The following is a 22,357-nucleotide window of genomic DNA, read 5'->3' as shown; positions in this document are numbered from 1 at the left end:
GCACAAAATTTAACTCAACTAATATGTATTATGACTTTGAATTTTATGCATTCCATTGAAAACATAAATATAGTCCAAAAGAATAGTTACACAGCACGATATGTATTAAAACAAGTAAAAAATAGACCGAAAAAGAGCTAGAAATACCCTATTTAAAGGCTTTCTAGCTCATTATTAATTATTCCCATTCTATTGTTCCAGGTGGTTTAGAAGTTATATCATAAACTACTCTATTTACTCCATCAACTTCATTAATTATTCTATTAGAAATTTTTTCTAACACATCATAAGGCATCTTATACCAGTCAGAAGTCATTCCATCAGAAGAAGTAACTGCTCTTAAACCAACTAAATAAGCATATGTTCTTTCATCTCCCATAACTCCAACAGTCTTAACATCTGGTAATGTTGCAAAAGCTTGCCATATTTCTCTATATAAACCAGCTTTTCTAAGCTCGTCCATATAAACAGCATCTGCTTCTCTTAATATATCACATTTTTCTTTAGTTACATCACCTATAACTCTTATTCCAAGACCTGGCCCTGGGAAAGGATGTCTAAATATTAATCCTTCTTCTATACCAAGTTCTAATCCTATTTTTCTAACTTCATCCTTAAATAGTTCTCTTAATGGCTCAACTATTTCTTGGAAATCCACATCTTCAGGAATTCCACCAACATTATGGTGAGATTTTATAGTAGCAGCACCATTTCCATGTCCACTTTCTATAACATCTGGATAAATTGTTCCTTGAACTAAGAAATCCATTTTTCCTAATTTATTTGATTCTTCTTCAAATACTCTTATAAATTCTTCACCAATTATCTTTCTCTTAGCTTCTGGCTCAGAAATTCCTTTTAGTTTAGATAAGAATCTATCTTCTGCATTAACTCTTATTAAATTTATATCGAATTTCTCTCTAAATATTCTTTCTACATCGTCACCTTCATTTTTTCTAAGTAAACCATGGTCAACAAATATACAAGTCAAGTTATCTCCAATTGCTCTATGAATAAGAACTGCAGCAACAGAAGAGTCAACACCTCCACTTAAAGCACATAAAGCTTTTTTGTCACCTATTTTTTCTTTTAATTCTTTTATTTTATCTTCTATGAATGAATCTGTAGTCCAGTCACCTTTTACTTCACATACATTGTATAAGAAATTTTTAAGTATCTTATCTCCCTCTAAACAATGTTCTACTTCTGGATGGAATTGAACTCCATATAGTTTTTGTTCTACATTTTCCATAGCCGCTACTGGACAATCTTTAGTATTTGCAACTATAGTAAATCCTTCTGGAGCCTTTTCTATTAAATCAGTATGACTCATCCAAACACTATTTGTAGTAATCCCTTCAAATAATGATGATTTTCCATAAGTTATAGATGTTTTTCCATATTCTTTTTCTTGTTTATTGCCTTTTCTTACAACTCCACCTAATACATGAGACATTATTTGAACTCCATAACATATACCAAGTATTGGTACTCCTAGTTCAAATATTTCTTTTGATATTGTTGGAGAATCTTCTAAGTATGCACTATTTGGCCCACCTGTAAATATTATCCCTTTAGGATTTTTTGCTTTTATTCTTTCTATGCTTGCAGTACATGGAAGTATTTCACAATATACGTTGTTTTCTCTAACTCTTCTAGCTATTAACTGATTATATTGACCTCCAAAATCTATTACAAGTACTAATTCATGTTTCATAAATTTCCATCTCTCCTTGTATAATATAGTTTTTATATATATTTATTTTAACACAATACAGTCTAAATTATATTAAATCTTTTTACACAAAAAACCTGTATAGTAACTTCCATAATTTCTAGCAAAAGTGAAATTACTATACAGGCTTCCAAAATGCCCCTTATCTTATAGCCAACATATAGGGAGTATAACTCAGCCTACACATTTACTTAACTAGGTCTTTTGGTATAATAATTTCACTCATAGTCAAGATATTTACGGTATCTTGGTAGAGACTCTCAGACCATATCTCTGAGCATATACGAGTGAGTTTATATTTTATATATTTTTTTCTGTTTGCTTTTATTTATTAAAGCTGAGTATTAATTTATCAAAATTTATTACTTATGTCAATAAGTTTTCACTAAATTCTTCTTTTATTCTAAAATTTATATCAGCAAACACTTTTTTTATAGGAATATCTTCATTTTTTGCTATAGTTTTACATTCATCATATTCTGGAGTAGCTTTAACTAATTTATCTTTGTAATACCCTAGTTTTATTGTAACTAATCCATATTTTGTGTCTAATTTTACAAACTTTCTATCTAAAATTTCTCTGTTGTAAGCATTATATCGTACTCCAAAAGTGCTAGTTTCTAAAAGCAATATTTCAATAAATTTTTCTAAATCTACTTTATTACATAAAATCGATATTTTTGTTGCAGGTCTATTCTTTTTCATATAAATGCTTTCTGTATAAATATCTAACGCTTTCTCGTCTAATATTTTTTCATACAAATAAGAATATACTTCTGAAGACATATCATCGATATTTGCACTAATTTCATAAATTAATTCTTCTTTTTTTTTTCTCCTAATACTGCTCTTAACATATTAGGTACTTCAAATTTCTTATGACCTATTCCATATCCAATTTTTATTGGAGAAAACTCAAAATCCTCTACAAATTCATCACACAGAACTTTTATTATTGCAGCTCCTGTTGGAGTCGTACATTCTCCTTTTACATTATTTAATTTGATTGGTACACCTTTTAATATTTCCATAGTTGCAGGTGCAGGTACAGGCATGACTCCATGGTCACATTTTACAAATCCTGAACCAACAGATACTGTACTAGAATAAATCTTATCTATACAAAGTAAATCAACTAATATAGATGCTCCTACGATATCTACAATTGAATCTATAGCTCCTACCTCATGGAAGTGTATCTTATCTATTGTAGTTCCATGAACCTTTGCTTCTGCTTCTCCAATTACCATAAATATTTTTTTAGCATTAGCTTTTACATTTTCATTTAAATCACTTTCATCTATAATTTCAAATATATCCACTAAATTCCTGTGCATATGTGTTTCTTTCGTAATTACTTTTACTGTTATACCTGATATTCCACTTTCATTTTTTGAGCTTATATTTATATTAAATTCATCGCTCATTTTTAGTTTATGAATTTCCTCCAAAAAAATTTCCTCAGGTACACCTAAATTTAATAAGCTTGCAAGGGTCATATCCCCTGATATACCACTTACTATATCAAAATAAAGTATTTTTTCACTCATATATTTCTCCTCAGTTTTAATAATGAAAAATCTAATAAACATTAGATTAACATCGTATAATTTATGTTTAATTTATATCAATATACCTATTATAATTTATTTATCATAGCTGCCAAATATCCTGCTCCAAAACCATTATCAATATTTACAACAGATATTCCAGATGCACAACTATTTAACATAGCCAATAATGCTGCTAATCCTCCAAAATTGGCTCCATATCCAACAGATGTTGGTACAGCTATTACTGGAACATCAACTAGACCTCCAATTACACTTGCAAGTGCACCTTCCATTCCTGCAACAGCTACTACTACTCTAGCACTATCTATTTTGTGTCTCTTATTTAAAAGCCTATGTATACCAGCCACTCCAACATCATATATTCTATCAACATCATTACCTAAAAATTTAGCTGTATAATATGCTTCATCTGCTACTGGTATATCAGAAGTTCCTCCTGTTGCAATTACAATTTTGCCTTTTCCAATATTCTCTATAGCATGATTTTGAATTTTAAGAATTTTAGATAATTCTTCGTATTCAGCATGACTATAAATTTCTTTAACTTTTAAAAATGTTTCTTTTCTACATCTTGTCCCCAATATATTAGAACCTTTTTGATTCATTTTATCAATAATTCCTAAAATATGTTCATCACTTTTACCTTCACAATAAATTACTTCTGGATATCCATTTCTTAATTCTCTATGATGGTCTATATTGGCATATCCAAGGTCTTCATAGGGTAAATCTTTTAATTGTTCTAATGCAACATCTATATCAATGTTTTCATTTTTAACCTGTTCAAGCAATTTTCTTAAGTCCATATTATCGCATCCTTTTAAACTTTGATTTATTCTCTATCAACAATTATACCTTAATTAATATATATCTAACATCATAACCTAAAAAATAACAATACAACTTCAAAGATATTATTATAATCCAGATACTAATTATCCAGATATATATATTAAAATTGTAAATACACAAAAAAATTAAATATATACAAAAGAACTATTTCAACTTAGATACTAAAATCTAAGTCAAAATAGTTCTATATCTTAAAATTTATATTTTTAAATATTTTAAGATTACATCATTCCTGGCATACCGCCACCCATTCCTGGCATTCCTACATCTTCTTTTTCAGGAAGGTCAGCAACAGCAGCTTCAGTAGTTAAGAAAGTACTTGCTATTGATGCAGCATTTTGTAGAGCACTTCTACTAACTTTAGTTGGGTCAACTATACCAGCTTCTATCATATTTACATATTTTTCATTTAAAGCATCAAATCCAGTTTCTGCTTCAGCGTTAACAACATTTTGTACAATTACAGCACCTTCAAGACCAGCATTTATAGCTATTTGTCTTAATGGTTCTTCTAATGCTTTTTTAACTATTTGAGCACCTAGTTTAACTTCTCCAGTTAAACTCTCAACTAGTGTTCCTATTGCTGGTATAACACTAACAAAAGCAGTTCCTCCACCAGCTACTATTCCTTCTTCTACAGCAGCTCTAGTTGCATTAAGAGCATCTTCTATTCTTAATTTTCTTTCTTTTAACTCAACCTCTGTAGCAGCACCAACTTTTACAACAGCTACTCCACCAGCAAGCTTAGCTAATCTTTCCATTAATTTTTCTTTATCAAAATCTGAAGTAGTTTGCTCTACTTGATGTTTGATTTGATTTACTCTATCTTCTATAGCTTTTTTATCTCCAGAACCATCTACTATTGTAGTATTTTCTTTAGTTACTTTAACAGATGAAGCTCTACCTAACATAGATAAATCAGCTTCTTTTAAATCATATCCTAATTCTTCTGATATTACTTGACCACCTGTAAGTATAGCTATATCTTGAAGCATTTCTTTTCTTCTATCTCCAAATCCTGGAGCTTTAACTGCTACTACATCAAATGTTCCTCTTAATTTATTAACAACTAATGTAGATAATGCTTCACCTTCTACATCTTCAGCAATTATTAGTAGCTTTTTACCTTGTTGAACTATTTGTTCAAGAACTGGTAATAGCTCTTGTATGTTAGATATTTTTTTATCAGTAATTAATATATATGGGTCATTTAAAACTGCTTCCATCTTGTCTACATCTGTAACCATATATGCAGAAACAAATCCTCTGTCAAATTGCATACCTTCAACAGCATCCAATTCAGTATTCATAGTTTGAGATTCTTCAACAGTTATAACTCCATCTTTACCTACTATTTCCATAGCTTCTGCTATTAATTTTCCAACTTCTTCATCACCAGCAGATATAGAAGCAACTTGAGATATAGCTTCCTGTGTTTCTACTATTCTTGATTGATTTTTTAATTCTTCTACTGCTACTGTTACTGCTTTTTGTATTCCTTTTCTTAAAAGTATTGGGTTAGCACCTGCTGTTACATTTTTTAAACCTTCTCTGATTATAGCTTGTGCTAAAACTGTAGCAGTTGTAGTACCATCTCCAGCTACATCATTAGTTTTAGTTGCTACTTCTTTAACCAACTGAGCACCCATATTTTCAAATCTATCTTCTAATTCTATTTCTTTTGCTATAGTTACACCATCATTAGTTATAAGTGGAGAACCAAATTTTTTATCTAATATAACATTTCTTCCTTTAGGTCCTAATGTTACTTTTACTGTATCTGCTAATTTATTTACACCAGCTTCTAAAGCTCTTCTTGTTTCCTCTGAAAATTTAATTTCTTTAGCCATTTTAAACCCCTCCTAATAAATTTATTCTATATTTATTCAATAACAGCTAATACATCACTTTGTCTTAGTATTGTATACTCTTGTCCTTCTATTTTAACTTCTGTTCCAGAATATTTTTGGAATATAACCTTGTCTCCAACTGCTAATTCCATTTTTACTTCTTTTCCTTCAACTATCCCACCTGGTCCAACTTCTACAACTTCAGCTATTTGAGGTTGCTCTTTAGCTGCTCCTGGTAAAACTATTCCACTTGCAGTTTTTTCTTCTGCTTCCACTTTTTTAATTACTACTCTGTCAGCTAATGGTCTTATTTTCATTATTCACGCCTCCTAAAATATTAAGTATAGACTAGTTTGCCTATGTTTTTAGTTATTTTTAAATTAATACTACTTTTATATGTAGATTTATATATATACTTTTTATTTATTATCACTCTATCTACTAGAGTGCTAACAATTATTATAATATACCAATCACACATAATTTTCAATACCTTTTTTAATAATTTTTTATAATATTGGTGAAAACAATCTGGCTACAGATTCTTTAATTTTTTGTACAATATTTCTGTTCTTAAATACCTCTAAATTAAGTTCTTCACAATGACTTAAATCTTCATAGAAATCATCTGTCATTACTTTAATAACATCTTCATCATAGATAAAAGCATTTACTTCAAAATTAAGCATGAAACTTCTTAGGTCCATATTTGCTGTACCTGCAGAAGCAATTTTATCATCTATTATTACGACTTTGGAATGTATAAATCCTTTTTTATACAAATAAACTTTACCACCTGCTCTTAATATTTCTTCAAAATATGAATAAGATGCTATATTAACTATTTTGTGGTCTGCAATTTTAGGAAATATTATTCTTACATCTACACCACTAAGCGCAGCACTTTTTATAGCTTTCAGCAGACTCTCATCTGGAATAAAATATGGAGTCTCTATATAAACACTTTGTTTAGCTTGACATATAGCAGAAAAATAAGCATAATGAATGTCTTCCCAATCACTATCTGGTCCACTAGCTACAACTTGTATCATACTCTCACCTATATTTCCGACACTTGGAAAGTAATTTTTAGTAACTAAAACCTCTTTTGTTGTATAGTACCAATCAATCAAAAATGTCATTTGAAGCATATATACAGAAATTCCTTTAATTCTAATATGAGTATCTCTCCAATACCCAAACTTCTCATTTTTTCCTAAATATTCATCTCCTATATTTATTCCACCTGTATATCCAATTATTCCATCAATAACAACAATTTTTCTATGATTCCTATAGTTTAACTTTCCTCCTATTATAGGGAATTTTGTAGGTAAAAAAGCTGCTATTTCTATACCTACTTCTCTCATTTCTCGGAAAAATTTTCTATTAAACCAAAATCTCCAACACCCTACATCATCATATAAAATTCTTATTTTAATACCTTCCTTAGCTTTTTTTATAAGCTCTTCTTTTAACACCCTACCTATTTCACTGTCTTTGATTATAAAGTACTCTAAATGAATATGGTCTTTAGCTTCTCTTATATCTTCTATAAGTCTCTTGAATTTTTCATTTCCATCTACAAAAACATCTACTTTATTGTTCTTAGTAAATGGAAACATCCCAGTCTTTAGTAGCATACTTATGACTCTTTTTCTATAGCTACCATCTTCCTCATCTCTTAAAAGCTTATTTTGCCTTATAGATTCTTTTTCTAGTTCAACAATTTCTGTTATCTTTTCTAATGTATCAAAAAGTTTCTTTTCTTTTATATTATTAGCTAGTTTTTGAGTTTTAAATAATTTTCGTTTTCTAATATTTCTACCCGAAATAGCATATATAATTAACCCTATCCCAGGAAATATGATAAACATCAATAACCAAGACATGGTTTTTGCAGGATCTCTATTTTCAAGTAATATAATTACAGAAATTATGGCTCCAGCTAGATATGATATAATTAAATAGAACAGAAATATTGTGCCTATCACTCCCATAATTCCTTCCCCCTTAAGTCTATTTTCCTATACCTAACTCTCTTGCATAGTAAAATAGATATTGTTGTGCAAACCCAGACAATTCTCCAAATTTATCAATCCCATAAGTTCTCATTTTAGGTAAACTCATATCTTCATTTATGTAGAACTCTTGCATAACTCTCTTAACCCACACATCAACTGGAAAAGAATCATATTTTTGCATACCAAATAACGCAATACAATCACATACCTTTGGACCTACTCCATTAAATTTTAAAAGCTCTTTTCTACAATCATCTGTACTTAGATTTACATATTCAGATACCTTATCATTATTTTCTATAACTGCCTGTGTAGTACTCTTTATGTACTTGTCTCTAAAACCTGTTTGACATGCTCTTATTTCCTCTTGTGAGGCTTTATTTAACTCTTCTGGCGTTGGAAATGCATAGTATTCTTTCCCTTCATACTCACCTATGTATTTACCAAAACTTTTTGATAAGTTTTCTATAGCTCTTTGTATCATAGGAATTCTATTATTAGAAGAAATTATGAATGATATAAGCATTTCCCATCCATCTTGTCTCAAAATTCTTATTCCCCATCCAAATTCAGTAGCTTTATTTAAATATTCATCCATACTCTTTAGATTGTTTTTTATTTCTGTATAATCAGTCCCTAAATCAAAGTAATTATACCAAATGCTATTAAACTCCTCTAAATTTGTATTATTTAAATATACTTTATCATCTTCTTTTTTTACATTTAATATTCTACCTTTTGCAACTCCTGTGTATGAGCCATCTTCTTGCTTATGCCATCTAAAACATTGACCACACTCAAATATATGTTTTGGATCAAAATCTGTTACTCCTTCTAGTATAACTACATTATTCTTTTCATAAACATTCATATAAAAAATCTCCTTAATATTTATATTTTTATTTTATTTATCTACTTAAATACTTAACTGTGATATGTGCATTTTTCTTATTTTAACACAAAGATAAGTAATTTCAAAATTTATAATGTTATTATTATGTAAAATAATATTTTACTTTAAATTTTCACTATAAATAAAAAATGAACTCCAATAAGCTTATACCCATCTACACTTATTAGAATTCATTTTTTATTTATATTATCAGTTATTAATAACATATTATTTTGATTAAGTAAATTGATATTATAATCAATACTTCTATTCTATATAAATATTTTTATCAAAACTATCGCTGATATAACTTGTATTGTTCCTACAAATAGACCATATAAAGAAACTGCTTTACCTTGTCTTACTAAGTCTTTTACATTAACTTTTAATCCAATTGCTGCTAGTGCTATTATTTCAAATTTATTACTTATTTCTTTGCACAATACAGATACTTCTTTTGGTATAATATTAATTGAAAAAAGTGCACAAGTTATGAAAAAACCAATTACATACCATGGTATATTTATTTTTTTCTTTTTTATTTCATCTTTTTCTTCTTCAATAATTTCACTGTTAGACTTATTTTTCAAATGTCCAAATACTAAAACAACTACAACTAAGAATATTACTCTCACTATTTTGAAAATAGTTGCTAAATCCTTTACATTTTCCCCAACTATAGCTCCACTTGCCACAACTTGACCAATTGATTGTAATGTTCCACCTATCATTGCTGATGTTTTTACAAGCTCATGACTATATAAGAATTGAGATATTATTGGAAGTAAAAACATAAGAAATATACCAGTAACATTGACAATAGTTATTGCTATTCCTTTTTCTTTGTCTGTAGCATTAACTACTGGAACTGTTGCTGCTATAGCAGAAGAACCACATACTGCATTCCCACTTGCCATAAGAAATCTAAAGTTTTCACCAAAACCTAGCTTTTTACCTATATAAAGTGCTGATACTATTGTTATTGTCATTTGTAATATTATAAACAATATACCTGAAATTTTTAAATCTATTAGAGTAGATATACTAAGGGTTGCTCCTAATAATACTATTGAATATGATAGCAAATCTGTTTCTGAAAATTTATAGCCCCTTTGAAAGACTTTCTGATTTAAAAATAAATTTCCTACAAACATACCTAAAAATATAGAAATTGATGCTGCTCCTACTTTAGGTATTAATGTTGAAATAAATATACTAATATAACCTACTAATACAGATACAACCAACCCAGGTAATATTTCTTTTATATTCTTTAATGTAAAACTGCTTTTATTCTTTAACATAATATACCTACCTTCTAATTAATATAGTTTTCTTTACAATAATAGTATATAATTGTAATAACCATAAGTAAAATAAATATATAATATCGTAATGATTAATAATTTTAATGATTAATGTATATATTACAATTATCTGTAAGTAACTGATAAAAAATACAAAATTTTTATTATGCAAAGGAGATGTAAAAAATTGTTTGAAGAATTAAAAACATTTGTTGCTGTTGTTGAATATAAAAACTTCACCAAAGCTGGTGAATACCTAAATTTATCACAACCAAGTGTAAGTAAACATATTAAAAACTTAGAAAATTACTTTAAGGTTGTACTTATAAATAGATCTATTAAACAGAAAACTATTTTTATTACAGAAAGTGGACAAATATTATATAAAAGAGCCAAGGAAATACTAAATCTTTTAAGTGTTACATATCACGATGTAAATCAGGTTTCAGATGCTATAACTGGGCGTTTAAAGATTGGCGCAAGTTTAACTATTGGAGAATATATTCTTCCTAATTTTCTTGCACTATTTTCTCAAAAGTATCCTGATATAGATGTAGAAATTTTCATAGAAAATACATCCATTGTATCTTCTCATGTTAAGGATTATATTTTAGATATTGGACTTATTGAAGGGACTTGTTCTTCTCCCTCATTTATGCAAGAATATTTTTTTGAAGATAAGATGGTTTTAGCACTTCCGTATAATAGCCCTTTATTAAAAGATTTTAGTTTTGATAAGCTTCAAAATCAAAAATGGATAGTTAGAGAAGATGGTTCTGGAACTAGAGATTATTTAGATATGTTTTTAAGCATTAAGGAAATTATTCCAAAAAGTATGATGGTCTTTGGAAGTAATTATGCTGTCAAAGAATCAGTTAGAAATAATTTAGGAATTACAATAGTATCTAATCTCGTAACAAGCTTACCTGTTTTAAACAACGAACTGTCTGTCATAGAACTTGGAAGCAACTATAACAGACATTTTTCATATATCTTTCCAAAAGATATAACTTTATCAAAAGCAGCAAGTATTTTCATTGAAGAGTTAAAAGTATTTAGTAATTTAAATAGCATAAAAGATTAATATAATTTAAAGCTAACAATAAATTATAAGTTTTTTGAGAATGTTTATAGATTTGTGTAAATATATTTTTTCTTACTCAATATTACTGGAAATTTCTAATTCCAGTAATATTTTTATTCTCAAAATATTAAGTAAGTAATTATTTATAAATTTTTTGTTTCTTTCCTATTCATATTTAATTATTGTTTAAATAAACTTTTCATAAAGAACTGGATAGTATTTTCAATCATGTAACATTATTCAATAACTATATTTTTTAATGTTTCCATTATGTTTTTTTTATATAATCCACCATGACTAAAAACTATTTCCTCTATATCATAGTTACTTAATTTTTTAATAGCTTTTATCAATTCTTGCTTATCACTATGCATTACATCAACTGGTCTAAGTTTACCATCTCTTATATCTAATAAATCTCCAGCAATAAGTACTTTAGATTTTTTTAAATAAAGACATATATGACCCCTAGTATGACCTCCTGTGTGTATAACCTCTACTTCTTCACTTAAATTTAAAACTTCATGATTGTTTAAAGATACATCTACTGTAGTATATGATGACTTAAATCCAAATTTCATAGCATTTAACATATCAAGCATTTTATCATTAAGACTATCTATTTCTTGTTCTAACATGCAAAGTTTAAATGGGGTTTCTTCCCCTGTTATATAGTTGACTTCACTTTTGTATGCATATACCTTTATATCATTTTTAGATTTTTCTCTTAAATATTTTATATTTCCTATATGGTCTATATCATGGTGAGTTATTACTATATTTTTTAATTTATTAAAACTTGTATTACTATTATTAAGAGCATCAATTATTAAATCTCCTTGACCAGGAAGTCCAGTATCAACAAGAGTTACCTCATCTTCTGTATAGATTACTGGAATATATATAACTTTATCTTTGCCTAATATACTTGATGGAATTTCTAAAATATCTAATCCTTTTTTTAAATTCATAATATTTCTCCTTATAAGTATTGAGCTAGAGGTAAATTTAATCAAAAAAATTAAAAAACATAGATTGTCCTCTAGTTACATTATATTTATAAAAAACTATTAAAACCTAGTATATCACTGAAATAGAGAGATTACTCGACTTGATTTTTTTGTTATTTTATGATATAGTATTTAATATAAAAATAAGTAATCCCAATAGTTGTAGCTATTAAAAATATTTTTTAATTCGCATTTGATATATTATAAGATGGATAGTTCTAAAATTAAATTAACATTGAATTTCAAACCACTCTTAGTCATATTTGGGTGTTTTTTATTTTAGATAAAAGATAATTTTTATTTTAGACATCAAATATGTTGTTGGGAATCCTAACATCTGACAGAACCCTACTCCAAAAGCAAGAGGTTTAGAACCAATGATTTTCCAACCTGGAAGCACCTTCATCATAATGAATATATCAATAATAGAAACTGCAAACATACCTACAATTGGTACAAAAAGACTGATTAAACCTGTCAAAGAAACTTTTGCTAAAGAAGGAATAACAGCTGCGAACACAACCATGTTGATAAAACCTTTGATTTTTACTTTTGCTTCATGATACTCTACTAAAAGACAGTTTGCTTCCATTTTTATCAATTATGTCTACTAAAAAAGCTGTAGATAAATTTGTTTTGCACAGATTTACTTACAGCCTCAATTTTTTCTAAAAATTTTCTAAAATCTACTTTCAATTACTTTTATCATATAAAAAAAAGTCTGATTTATAGGAGTTGGTATGTTATACTTTCTTCCAAGCTCACAAATATTCTTAGAGAACATATCTACTTCTGTAAGTCTATGAGCCTCTACATCCTGAAGCATTGATGTTCTACCTTCTCTTGAATGTTCTAGTATTCTATGTAATGAATTTTCTACATCATCTTCCGTAAGGCATATACCTTTTACTTGAGCTATATCAACCACTTCTCTCATTGCAGATTTTGCTAACTCTCTTAGATATTCAGAATCTTGAAATACTCCATAAGAAGCGCCAAGTATAGCTGAAGTTTGATTCACCCCAATATTAACCATGTATTTCCACCACATGTCTCGTTGAATATTTTTTGATAATACATATTCTATATTTACACTATCAAAAACTTCAGTTATTATATCTGTTTTTCTATCTTCACTATTATCTTTATTTCCAAATACAATTATTCCATCTGTAGTATGTATAATATTATTTTCTATTTTTTTTGCATCTATATTTGTTACATATGAATATACCATTTTTTCAATTCCAAATCTTTCTCCTATTATCTCTTCACTATTAACTCCATTTAGTAAAGACATTAGTACTGTATCTTTTCCAACTAATCCATCTAACTCTTCTATATTTTCTTTTAGGTTATTATATTTTAAACCTATAATTATAAAATCAGCTTCTTGTTTATATTCATCTTTAGTTATATAATCGAAGTCATATCTTTTTCCATTTATTATAAAACCCTCTTCTAAATATCTTTTTTTTCTTTTTTGGTCACAAAGAATTTTAAAATCATATTTAGAATTTAAAAATTGTTCTGCAAAGGTAGCTCCAACAGCACCAACACCAAAAAATACAACCTTTTTTTGATTTTTCTTTAATTGATTACTCATACCGAAACCCTCCCCAATATATATAATAATTTTTTATCTTATAATTATATTGTACTGCTACCAGCTACTGTTTTGTAAATATATTTTTAACAAAAAACAGCTAGCTTTTTAAATGAAAGCTAGCTGTTTATTATATCTTATTTATATATTTAAATTGATATTTATTTAGTAAAAAAATTTGTATTTACTAAAATAATGTTAAATTTAATTAATTGGTTATTACATTCCTAATTCTTTAAATTCTCTACTTCCAGGTTTAACAACTGGTAATTTTCCTTCTTTACATAAAGGACATTCATCAGCTTCATAAACTTGAATATCAAGTTTTATTGCACTATATATAGGCATACCTATGTCATGATTAGTTCTATCAGCTATACAAGCGACACCTATAACTTCGCCACCTAACGCTTCTAATACTCTTTTTGTTTCCATAGTTGACTTACCAGTAGTAACAACATCTTCAGCAATTATTATCTTTGCACCTTTTTTAACTTCAAATCCTCTTCTTAACTCCATTGTATTATCTTTTCTCTCAGTGAATATAGCTTCTTTTCCTAATTGTCTTCCTAGCTCATAAGAAACTACTACTCCACCCATAGCTGGACCAACTACTAAGTCTATATCTAAATCTTTTATTTGTTCAACAACTGTATTTAATACCTCAGCTGCATACTCTGGAAATCTTAATAGCTTTGCACATTGCACATATCTGTTACTGTGCTTTCCTGAAGATAATAAAAAATGTCCTTCTAATAATGCATCACTTTTCTTTAATATATCTACTACATCTACTTTACTCATATTATTTTTTCCTCCATGTTAAATATTATAAAATTATATTTATTTTAATTTATATTCTTTGCTTTAATTGTACTTATTTGTCATACCTGTAACCTATATAATTCCTCTTATTTCTTCTAAATTCTTTATTCCTTCTCTATCCATAAATTCATTGATTCCATCTATTATCTCAAGCCCAATTTTAGGATTCATGAAATTTGCAGTTCCAACTTGAATACAAGTAGCTCCTGCCATTATAAATTCTATCGCATCTGTAGCTTTAGTTATTCCACCCATTCCCATTACTGGTATATTTACATTTTTACAAACTTCATGTACCATTCTAAGAGCTATAGGCTTTATAGCTGGTCCAGATAATCCAGCATATACATTTTCAAATACTGGCTTTCTATTTTTTATATCAATTGCCATTGCTTTAAAAGTATTAACTAAAGATACTCCATCAGCACCTTCTTCTTCACAAACTTTTGCCATACCCACAATATCTTCAGCATTAGGTGATAATTTTATTACTAGAGGTAGTTTAGTTGCGTTTCTTACCTCACGAACAACTTCTCTTGCCACTTCATTTTTTATACCAAAAGCCATTCCTCCTGCTTTGACATTTGGACAAGATATGTTCAATTCAATAATATCTATAGGTTTATCATTTAACAGCTTAACCCCAAGTAGATAATCTTCTAATGTTCCACCTCCAACATTAGCAATTCTAACTAAATCTAACTCACTGAAGAAAGGAAGTTCACTGTCTATAAATCCTTGAACTCCAGGATTTTCAAGTCCAACACTGTTCATCATACCTGATGGCGTCTCATGAACTCTCATACCATTGTTACCAGGTTTTTTATTTAAAGTAAGACCTTTACTACTTATACCACCAAGTTTTTGTATATCATAAATTTCATTATATTCTCTTCCAAATCCAAAAGTCCCAGACGCCATTATTACTGGATTTTTAAAATCAATATTTCCAAATTTTACGTTTAAATTAGCCATTAAAAATCACGTCCTCTCCCCAAAATACTGGACCGTCTTTGCAAGTTTTTTTATTTCCTTTAGTAGTCTTACATGTACATACTAAACACGCTCCTACTCCACATGCCATATGATTTTCAAGTGACACCATAATCCTTGTTTTAGTACCTTCTACCATTTTAACCAATTTTTCCATCATTGGAGTTGGCCCACATGTTAATATATAGTCATATTTTTCTACATCAATTATGTCTGTTACAAACTTATTTCCTACTGTTGTATATACCTCATTGCAAACTTCTCTATATTCATTTTCTAATATAACATCTTCTCTAAATCCAAGATAAGCATCGCAGTCTTTTATGTTTTTAGCAACTAAATATAATGGTGCTATACCGATTCCACCACCTACTAGAGCTACTTTTCCATCAACTTTACTATATCCATTTCCATAAGGACCCTCTAGTTTTATAGTATCGTTTACTTTTAAATTACTAATAATTTGAGTTCCTTCTCCTACTACTTTATAAAGAAAAGTTATACCTTCTTCATCTATATCATGTATACTTATAGGTCTTGAAAGGACTGGATAAGTATCCCATGCTCTTAGCATATAAAATTGCCCCATCTTACCTTCAAAAGCGCCTTTTACTTTCATTCTATACATATCTTCACCTATGTATATATTTTCTAGAATTTTATACATCCCAAAATCTCCTTTACTTCACTATTATATAATGTAACTACTAACCTTCATTTACACCTAGAAGCTTTATTATTAATGCCATTCTAACGAACATTCCATATTTAGCTTGCTTAAAATAAACAGCTCTATCATCTGTATCTACATCAACATCTATTTCATTTACTCTTGGTAGTGGATGCATTACTAACATACTTTCAGATGCTTTTTCTAATTTAGCTTTATTTAAAATATAATAGTTTTTTAGTCTTTCGTATTCTGATTTATCTTCAAATCTTTCTTGTTGAATTCTAGTCATATATAAAACATCCAAACTTCCTATAACATCATCTAAATTATTAGTTTCATAGTAAGCATGTCCCTTTATAGCTTCTTTTATATAGTCTGGCATTTTTAGTTCTTCAGGTGCTATAAATACAAACTTAGTATTTTTGTATCTCGCCATAGCCTTAACTAAAGAATGTACAGTTCTTCCATATTTTAAATCACCACATAATCCTATTGTGTGATTTTCTAAAGTTCCTTTTAATGATTTTATAGTAAGTAAATCTGTAAGTGTTTGGGTTGGATGCTGATTTCCGCCATCTCCTGCATTTATAAATGGTACTTCTGTAAATTTTGATGCTTCTGTAGCTGCACCTGATTGAGGGTGTCTCATAGCTATTATATCAACATAACTAGATACTATCCTCATCGTATCACCTAAAGTTTCACCCTTTGATGCAGATGATGAATTTGGCTCTGAAAAACCTACGACACGACCTCCTAGTCTGTTCATAGCAGATTCAAAACTTAATCTTGTTCTTGTTGATGGTTCATAAAATAATGTAGCTAATAGTTTACCTTCACATATATGAGAATATTTTGACAGATTGTCAATTATTTTTTGAGCTAATTCTAATATTTCATCTATTTCTTCTATAGAAAAGTCTTCTGGTTGGATTAAATTTCTTGATTTTAACATCTTTCGTCCTCCTTTTTTAGCCTCTCTGAACTAAAATTAAAAGTATTTTTGTACTGTTAGTAGCTTATCACCTTTACCTTATCCTGTCAAGGTATTGCGCAAATAATCATTATCTGGAAAGAATACTATTTAATAGTAATATTAATATAAGTCCACATCAAAATTTAAGATAATACAAAAACACTCTATATTGCATTTAACATATAATCATTTTATATTTCCTGATTAAATTAAATATAATATAGAGCATTTGTATTTATGTATTTATCAATTTGTTATAGTACAAATCGATTATAAGATTCTTTTTGCTGTAACAAATCTCGCTGTATAGTATGCTGAATTTATACTAGTTACACGGACTGTTTTTCCTGTTGATGGTGAATGTATCATATTACCTCCACCTACATATATACCAACATGACTAACAGAACCAGAACCATTAGTTGTAAAGAATACTAAGTCTCCTGGCTGTAAATTTGCCTTACTTACAGTTTGTCCATAATTAGATTGTGCCTTAGATGTTCTTGGTATCTTCTTTCCTACTGCATTTCTGTATACATATTGTGTGAATCCTGAACAGTCAAAAGTATTTGGCCCTTCTGCTCCCCAAACATATGGGCAACCTTGCTTAGAATAAGCCAAATTAAGTACAGCTTGAACTGCATTAGAGTTAGCTGTTGGCACATTTGAATTATTATTTTGTTGATTATTATTTATATTGTTTTGTTGAGTGTTATTTGTGTTTGTAGAATCTCCATTTTGAGTAACATTTTGGTCTACTTGCGGTTCTTCTATTACTGGAGCTTTATCAGTTACATAAGATGATTTTACATATCCTTCTGTTTCTCCATCTTTAACTTTCAACCAATCTCCATTTTCCTCTAAAACCAATAAAGAGCTTCCTTTTTCTAGCTCTCCAATTACTTCTGAATTTTCACTTTTATCTTTTCTTAAGTTTACTTTATCAGCGTTAGTATATCCTACCCCTTCAGATATATCTACATATCTAGTAGCTAACCAACCTTCGCCATCTTCAACTTTAACTTTAACCCATTCTCCTTGAATTCCTAGAACTGTAAATTCGTCTCCAGAATAAGCTATATTTTGAACTTGACCTTCTTCTCTTATCTTTATAGCTACTCCATCTTTTATTCTTGCAACTTTATATTTTACTTCTTTATATTCGCCTAAATTTAATTCAGTATTTGTTTTATCATCTTTATTTTGAGATGAATCATTTATTTCATCTGCATTTACAATTGAACTTACTGATAATGCCATAACTGATGCAAATACTGGTATTAATATCTTTTTCTTCACGATAAACCTCCTAAAATTTTCCCATAATTATCTTATGATTCTATTTTGTAGGTGAAGAGTACCTAAGGATAAAATACTAATACACAATACATTAATAAAAGCTCTATCTGTAACTTTTTTGTAAACCTCTTTATATAACTTTTATAGTATCATTATATTAATAAATAATAATTAATTAGTTTATCCAATATGTCACCTAAATATACATTATTTACTTCATTATATAATATGAGTTTGTAAAAGTAAAGAATTTTGTACCTTTTGAAGCTAAAGTACGCATAAATATTGTTTTATGTGTTTTTTTGTGCGTTTTTATGCATCGTATATTTTTTAATAAAACTTCTATAAAGTTAGAAATATAGTGAATTTTTTAACTTATTCTAAGTAAAAAGTCACCTTTATAAAAGTGACTTTTAGATTATAATTTTTTTAAATTTGATTATGGTTCTACTAGTATATCATAAAATTCTACAACAATCTCCATTCTGTCAGAATCTTTAGGAGTTAATCCTATACTTTCACAGTTTTCTTTATGTTCTCTTCTCATACTTTCAGGAGCATCTGCATATGTAAATGGTATGGTTGAAACTGTCATAGAAAAAATGTTTCCTGTAACTTTTACATCTTTAGGCAATATATTCAAATCAATGATACTAGTTAAGCTAATCTTTAAAAAAGTAATAGAAGATAATAAGCATAAAATTAATGCTATTAAAATACCATTTTTATATTTTTCATTAAACATATTCATTACTCTTTTTCTAATATCAGATTGTTTATGTAATCCAGCCACAAATTTATTTGAAGTATTTGAACCTCTTCTCATTGCATTTATAATTGTTAAAGCATAGTCTTGTTTTTCTTCTTCACTACGGTTCTTTAAAACTCTCTCATCACAATAAAGTTCACAGTCTAAATCTATATGTTTATCCATTATATATACAAATGGATTAAACCAATATACTATTTTCAAAAATATCATTACATACTTTAGACAAAGGTCTTTACTCTTAAAATGCATAAGCTCATGCCTAAAAATCCAGTCGAGTTCTTTTAAATTATAGTCATGTGGTGGTAAAAGTACACATGAATCAAAAAATGCTGGTGTTTCAACTTCATAAGAATATTTTAATTTTATATCTTTTGTTATATCAAATTCTTTTAATATATCTTTATAAAGATTTATTATTTCTTTATCCTCAACATCATAGGATAAATCATTTATTAAATTTTTAAGTTTTATGTATTTAAATATAGTATAAATTAAATATATTACTACAGTTATAAGCCAAGTATATAATAAAATATTATTCTTTAAATTTGAAATATTATTAAAGCCTTCTAAATTTATATTATTAATATTGATATTTTCTTTGTTTCTCAAGATGTTTATTGTAAATGTATAGTATGTAAAAGGTAACAACAACTTAATAACTATTATCATCCATATGTAATAATTAAATTTTTTACTAAATCTTTTGAATACATTTTTCTTAAAAATCAATATCAGAAAAATACTTAAGCTACTTACTATAGTAGTTCTAAAAATCCCATTTAGAATTAAGTTAGTCATTAATTCTCACCCATCTTATTTTTTAATATTTTATATTTAAGTTTAATTATTTGTTAAATTTTTCATAAAATGTTTTTAAATTTTCAATTTAAATGTTTATTTAATAAAATTATTTTAATATTTATATACATTTAATAGCATATTAAATATATATTATTTCTTGTTTTTATTAGATATTCTTTACTCTTTAATATATCTATTTCTTATTGTTTTGAATTATCATAAGTTATAATAATAAATAATCTTTGTTTAATTATAACTTAGCAAGAATTAGCTCACAATTTTCATTAGTTAATTAAAATAATTATCTATAAATTTTATTTTTAATATTTTATCATAATATTATAAATAACAGTTGAAAAATGTCTTAAATAATTTTGATTCATCTAATTTTTAATGCTTGTACACAATACAATTTTTTTATACCTTGGATAATTATATTTTATTATTTGATATGGATAAATTCCTATACCCATATCATAATTGAGTATCTATAAGAAGGTTTAATTGATGACTCTAGACAATTTAACTATTGCATTAATACATCATTATATTGTATGGGAGTATCTATAATATCAGAATCTTTAGGAATCATGCCCAATGCTTCACAATTTTTTTTATATCTTTCTCTAACTTTTTCAGGAGCATCTGCATATGTAAATGGTAAAGTTAAAACTACTGTACTACCAATAATTTGTGTTTCTTCCATATTTTTAGGTAATACATTTAAATTAACAATACTGGTTGAACTAATTTTCAGAAAAGTAATAGAAGATAATAAGCATAAAGTTAATGCCATTAGAATACCATTTTTATATTTTTCATTAAACATATTCATTACTCTTTTTCTAATATCAGATTGTTTATGTAATCCAGCCACAAATTTATTTGAAATGTTTGAACCTCTTCTCATTGCATTTATAATTGTTAGAGCATAATCTTGTTTTTCTTCTTCACTACGATTCTTTAAAACTCTTTCATCACAATAAAGTTCACAATCTAAATCTATATGTTTGTCCATTATATATACAAATGGATTAAACCAATATACTATTTTCAAAAATATCATTACATACTTTAGACAAAGGTCTTTACTCCTGAAATGCATAAGTTCATGCCTAAAAATCCAATCAAGTTCTTTTAGCTTATAGTCATGTGGTGGTAAAAGTACACATGAATCAAAAAATGCTGGTGTTTCAACTTCATAAGAATATTTTAATTTTATATCTTTTGTTATATTAAATTCTTTTAATATATCTTTATAAAGATTTATTACTTCTTCATCCTCAACATCATAGGATAAATCATTTATTAAGTTTTTAAGTTTTATGTATTTAAAGATATTATAAATTAAATATATTACTACAGTTATAAGCCAAGCATACAATAAAATGCTATTCTTTAAAGTTGAAATATTATTGAATCCCTCTAAATTAATATTATTAATATTGATATTTTCTTTGCTTCTCAAGATGTTTATTGTAAAGGTATAGTATGTAAAAGGCAACAACAGCTTAATAACAACTATCATCCATATGTAATAATTAAATTTTTTACTAAATCTTTTAAATACATTTTTCTTGAAAATCAATATCAGAAGAATACTTAAACTACTTACTATAACAGTTCTAAAAATCCCATTTAGAATTGAATTAACCATATATCTTCACCTAACTTATTTATTAGTATTTTGTATTTGAATTTAATTATCTCTCTAACTTCTTTCTATGACATTTTATGTAATAATAAATGTCCATCTTACTTCAATGTGTATTGATTCTATATAAACATGGAGATTTAACTAAAGTTAAACTAGTTTTTGATTTCCTTTACAAAACCTCTTTTATTTAAATCATATTTATTTTAGAAATATATTTATTTTTATTTAATATTTTTTCAATTAAGTTTATAAAACTATTTTTATTTAATTATAGCTTATTCATAATTAGCACGTCAATTGACAAGAATTAGTTTAAGTCATAAATATAGACTCTATCTAAAACCCATTAATATTACATTATAAATGTTTTGAAAGTAAATAATTTTAATTGCATCAACTTTAGTTTATTGCTTCTAATTATATT

General features: G+C 27.4%; 18 protein-coding genes, 1 pseudogene and 1 riboswitch. Of the genes and pseudogenes, 1 reads left to right on the top strand and 18 read right to left on the bottom strand.

What is annotated here, in order from left to right:
* Positions 1-178 precede the first annotated feature (178 nt).
* From guaA to IC758_RS01585, 8 genes and pseudogenes are all read right to left on the bottom strand, one after another.
* Positions 179-1,717, bottom strand: coding sequence for a glutamine-hydrolyzing GMP synthase (gene guaA / locus IC758_RS01620; RefSeq protein ID WP_227434621.1), 1,539 nt, complete (start codon positions 1,715-1,717; stop codon positions 179-181).
* Positions 1,718-1,940: 223 nt separating this feature from the next.
* A riboswitch (purine riboswitch) is annotated at positions 1,941-2,042 on the bottom strand.
* Between the two features lie 59 nt (positions 2,043-2,101).
* Positions 2,102-3,234 (bottom strand): annotated as a pseudogene (gene larC / locus IC758_RS01615) (nickel pincer cofactor biosynthesis protein LarC).
* Between the two features lie 140 nt (positions 3,235-3,374).
* The gene (larB, locus tag IC758_RS01610; protein WP_227434620.1) at positions 3,375-4,115 is read right to left on the bottom strand and encodes a nickel pincer cofactor biosynthesis protein LarB; all 741 of its coding nucleotides are present in this window, start codon (positions 4,113-4,115) and stop codon (positions 3,375-3,377) included.
* Between the two features lie 267 nt (positions 4,116-4,382).
* Positions 4,383-6,011, bottom strand: coding sequence for a chaperonin GroEL (gene groL, locus IC758_RS01605; protein ID WP_227834950.1), 1,629 nt, complete (start codon positions 6,009-6,011; stop codon positions 4,383-4,385).
* Between the two features lie 32 nt (positions 6,012-6,043).
* On the bottom strand, positions 6,044-6,328 hold the full coding sequence (gene groES / locus IC758_RS01600) for a co-chaperone GroES (protein ID WP_227434618.1): 285 nt from the start codon (positions 6,326-6,328) through the stop codon (positions 6,044-6,046).
* Positions 6,329-6,520: 192 nt separating this feature from the next.
* Positions 6,521-8,011 carry a cardiolipin synthase gene (cls, locus tag IC758_RS01595; RefSeq protein WP_227434617.1) on the bottom strand — a complete coding sequence of 497 codons (1,491 nt, stop codon included), beginning with the start codon at positions 8,009-8,011 and terminating at the stop codon, positions 6,521-6,523.
* A gap of 19 nt (positions 8,012-8,030) precedes the next feature.
* Positions 8,031-8,906, bottom strand: a complete 876-nt coding sequence (locus IC758_RS01590) for a DNA-3-methyladenine glycosylase family protein (protein ID WP_227824853.1) — start codon at positions 8,904-8,906, stop codon at positions 8,031-8,033.
* A 293-nt stretch (positions 8,907-9,199) separates the two neighbouring features.
* Positions 9,200-10,231, bottom strand: coding sequence for a YeiH family protein (locus IC758_RS01585; protein WP_227434615.1), 1,032 nt, complete (start codon positions 10,229-10,231; stop codon positions 9,200-9,202).
* Positions 10,232-10,421: 190 nt separating this feature from the next.
* On the opposite strand from IC758_RS01585, the gene IC758_RS01580 reads away from it, so the two are divergent.
* Complete coding sequence (locus IC758_RS01580) at positions 10,422-11,318, top strand: LysR family transcriptional regulator (protein ID WP_227483533.1); 897 nt, start codon at positions 10,422-10,424, stop codon at positions 11,316-11,318.
* A gap of 236 nt (positions 11,319-11,554) precedes the next feature.
* Here IC758_RS01580 and IC758_RS01575 read toward each other — a convergent pair whose 3' ends face one another.
* The 10 genes from IC758_RS01575 to IC758_RS01530 all read right to left on the bottom strand — a co-directional run bounded on the left by IC758_RS01575 (position 11,555) and on the right by IC758_RS01530 (position 21,933).
* On the bottom strand, positions 11,555-12,289 hold the full coding sequence (locus IC758_RS01575; RefSeq protein WP_227831435.1) for an MBL fold metallo-hydrolase: 735 nt from the start codon (positions 12,287-12,289) through the stop codon (positions 11,555-11,557).
* A 313-nt stretch (positions 12,290-12,602) separates the two neighbouring features.
* Positions 12,603-12,920, bottom strand: a complete 318-nt coding sequence (locus IC758_RS01570) for a hypothetical protein (protein WP_227860700.1) — start codon at positions 12,918-12,920, stop codon at positions 12,603-12,605.
* 87 nt (positions 12,921-13,007) lie between these two features.
* Positions 13,008-13,934: a ketopantoate reductase family protein gene (locus IC758_RS01565; RefSeq protein WP_227831437.1), complete on the bottom strand. Its 927-nt coding sequence runs from the start codon at positions 13,932-13,934 to the stop codon at positions 13,008-13,010.
* Between the two features lie 219 nt (positions 13,935-14,153).
* Positions 14,154-14,738, bottom strand: coding sequence for an orotate phosphoribosyltransferase (gene pyrE / locus IC758_RS01560; protein ID WP_227434610.1), 585 nt, complete (start codon positions 14,736-14,738; stop codon positions 14,154-14,156).
* A 93-nt stretch (positions 14,739-14,831) separates the two neighbouring features.
* Positions 14,832-15,734 carry a dihydroorotate dehydrogenase gene (locus tag IC758_RS01555; protein ID WP_227434609.1) on the bottom strand — a complete coding sequence of 301 codons (903 nt, stop codon included), beginning with the start codon at positions 15,732-15,734 and terminating at the stop codon, positions 14,832-14,834.
* Positions 15,727-16,419, bottom strand: coding sequence for a dihydroorotate dehydrogenase electron transfer subunit (locus IC758_RS01550; protein ID WP_227434608.1), 693 nt, complete (start codon positions 16,417-16,419; stop codon positions 15,727-15,729). Before IC758_RS01550 ends, IC758_RS01555 begins: the two co-directional genes overlap by 8 nt.
* A 40-nt stretch (positions 16,420-16,459) precedes the next feature.
* On the bottom strand, positions 16,460-17,380 hold the full coding sequence (pyrB, locus tag IC758_RS01545) for an aspartate carbamoyltransferase (RefSeq protein ID WP_227824859.1): 921 nt from the start codon (positions 17,378-17,380) through the stop codon (positions 16,460-16,462).
* Positions 17,381-17,671: 291 nt separating this feature from the next.
* Positions 17,672-18,700, bottom strand: coding sequence for an NlpC/P60 family protein (locus tag IC758_RS01540; protein WP_227860699.1), 1,029 nt, complete (start codon positions 18,698-18,700; stop codon positions 17,672-17,674).
* Between the two features lie 439 nt (positions 18,701-19,139).
* On the bottom strand, positions 19,140-20,273 hold the full coding sequence (locus IC758_RS01535; RefSeq protein ID WP_227824861.1) for a M56 family metallopeptidase: 1,134 nt from the start codon (positions 20,271-20,273) through the stop codon (positions 19,140-19,142).
* A 529-nt stretch (positions 20,274-20,802) separates the two neighbouring features.
* Positions 20,803-21,933: a M56 family metallopeptidase gene (locus IC758_RS01530; RefSeq protein ID WP_227831438.1), complete on the bottom strand. Its 1,131-nt coding sequence runs from the start codon at positions 21,931-21,933 to the stop codon at positions 20,803-20,805.
* Between the last annotated feature and the right edge of the window lie 424 nt (positions 21,934-22,357).

This window comes from Clostridioides sp. ES-W-0016-02, assembly GCF_020641035.1.
Classification (GTDB): Bacteria; Bacillota; Clostridia; order Peptostreptococcales; family Peptostreptococcaceae; genus Clostridioides.
Note: the sequence above shows the minus strand (reverse complement) of the source record. Positions and strands in the feature narration are given on the sequence as shown.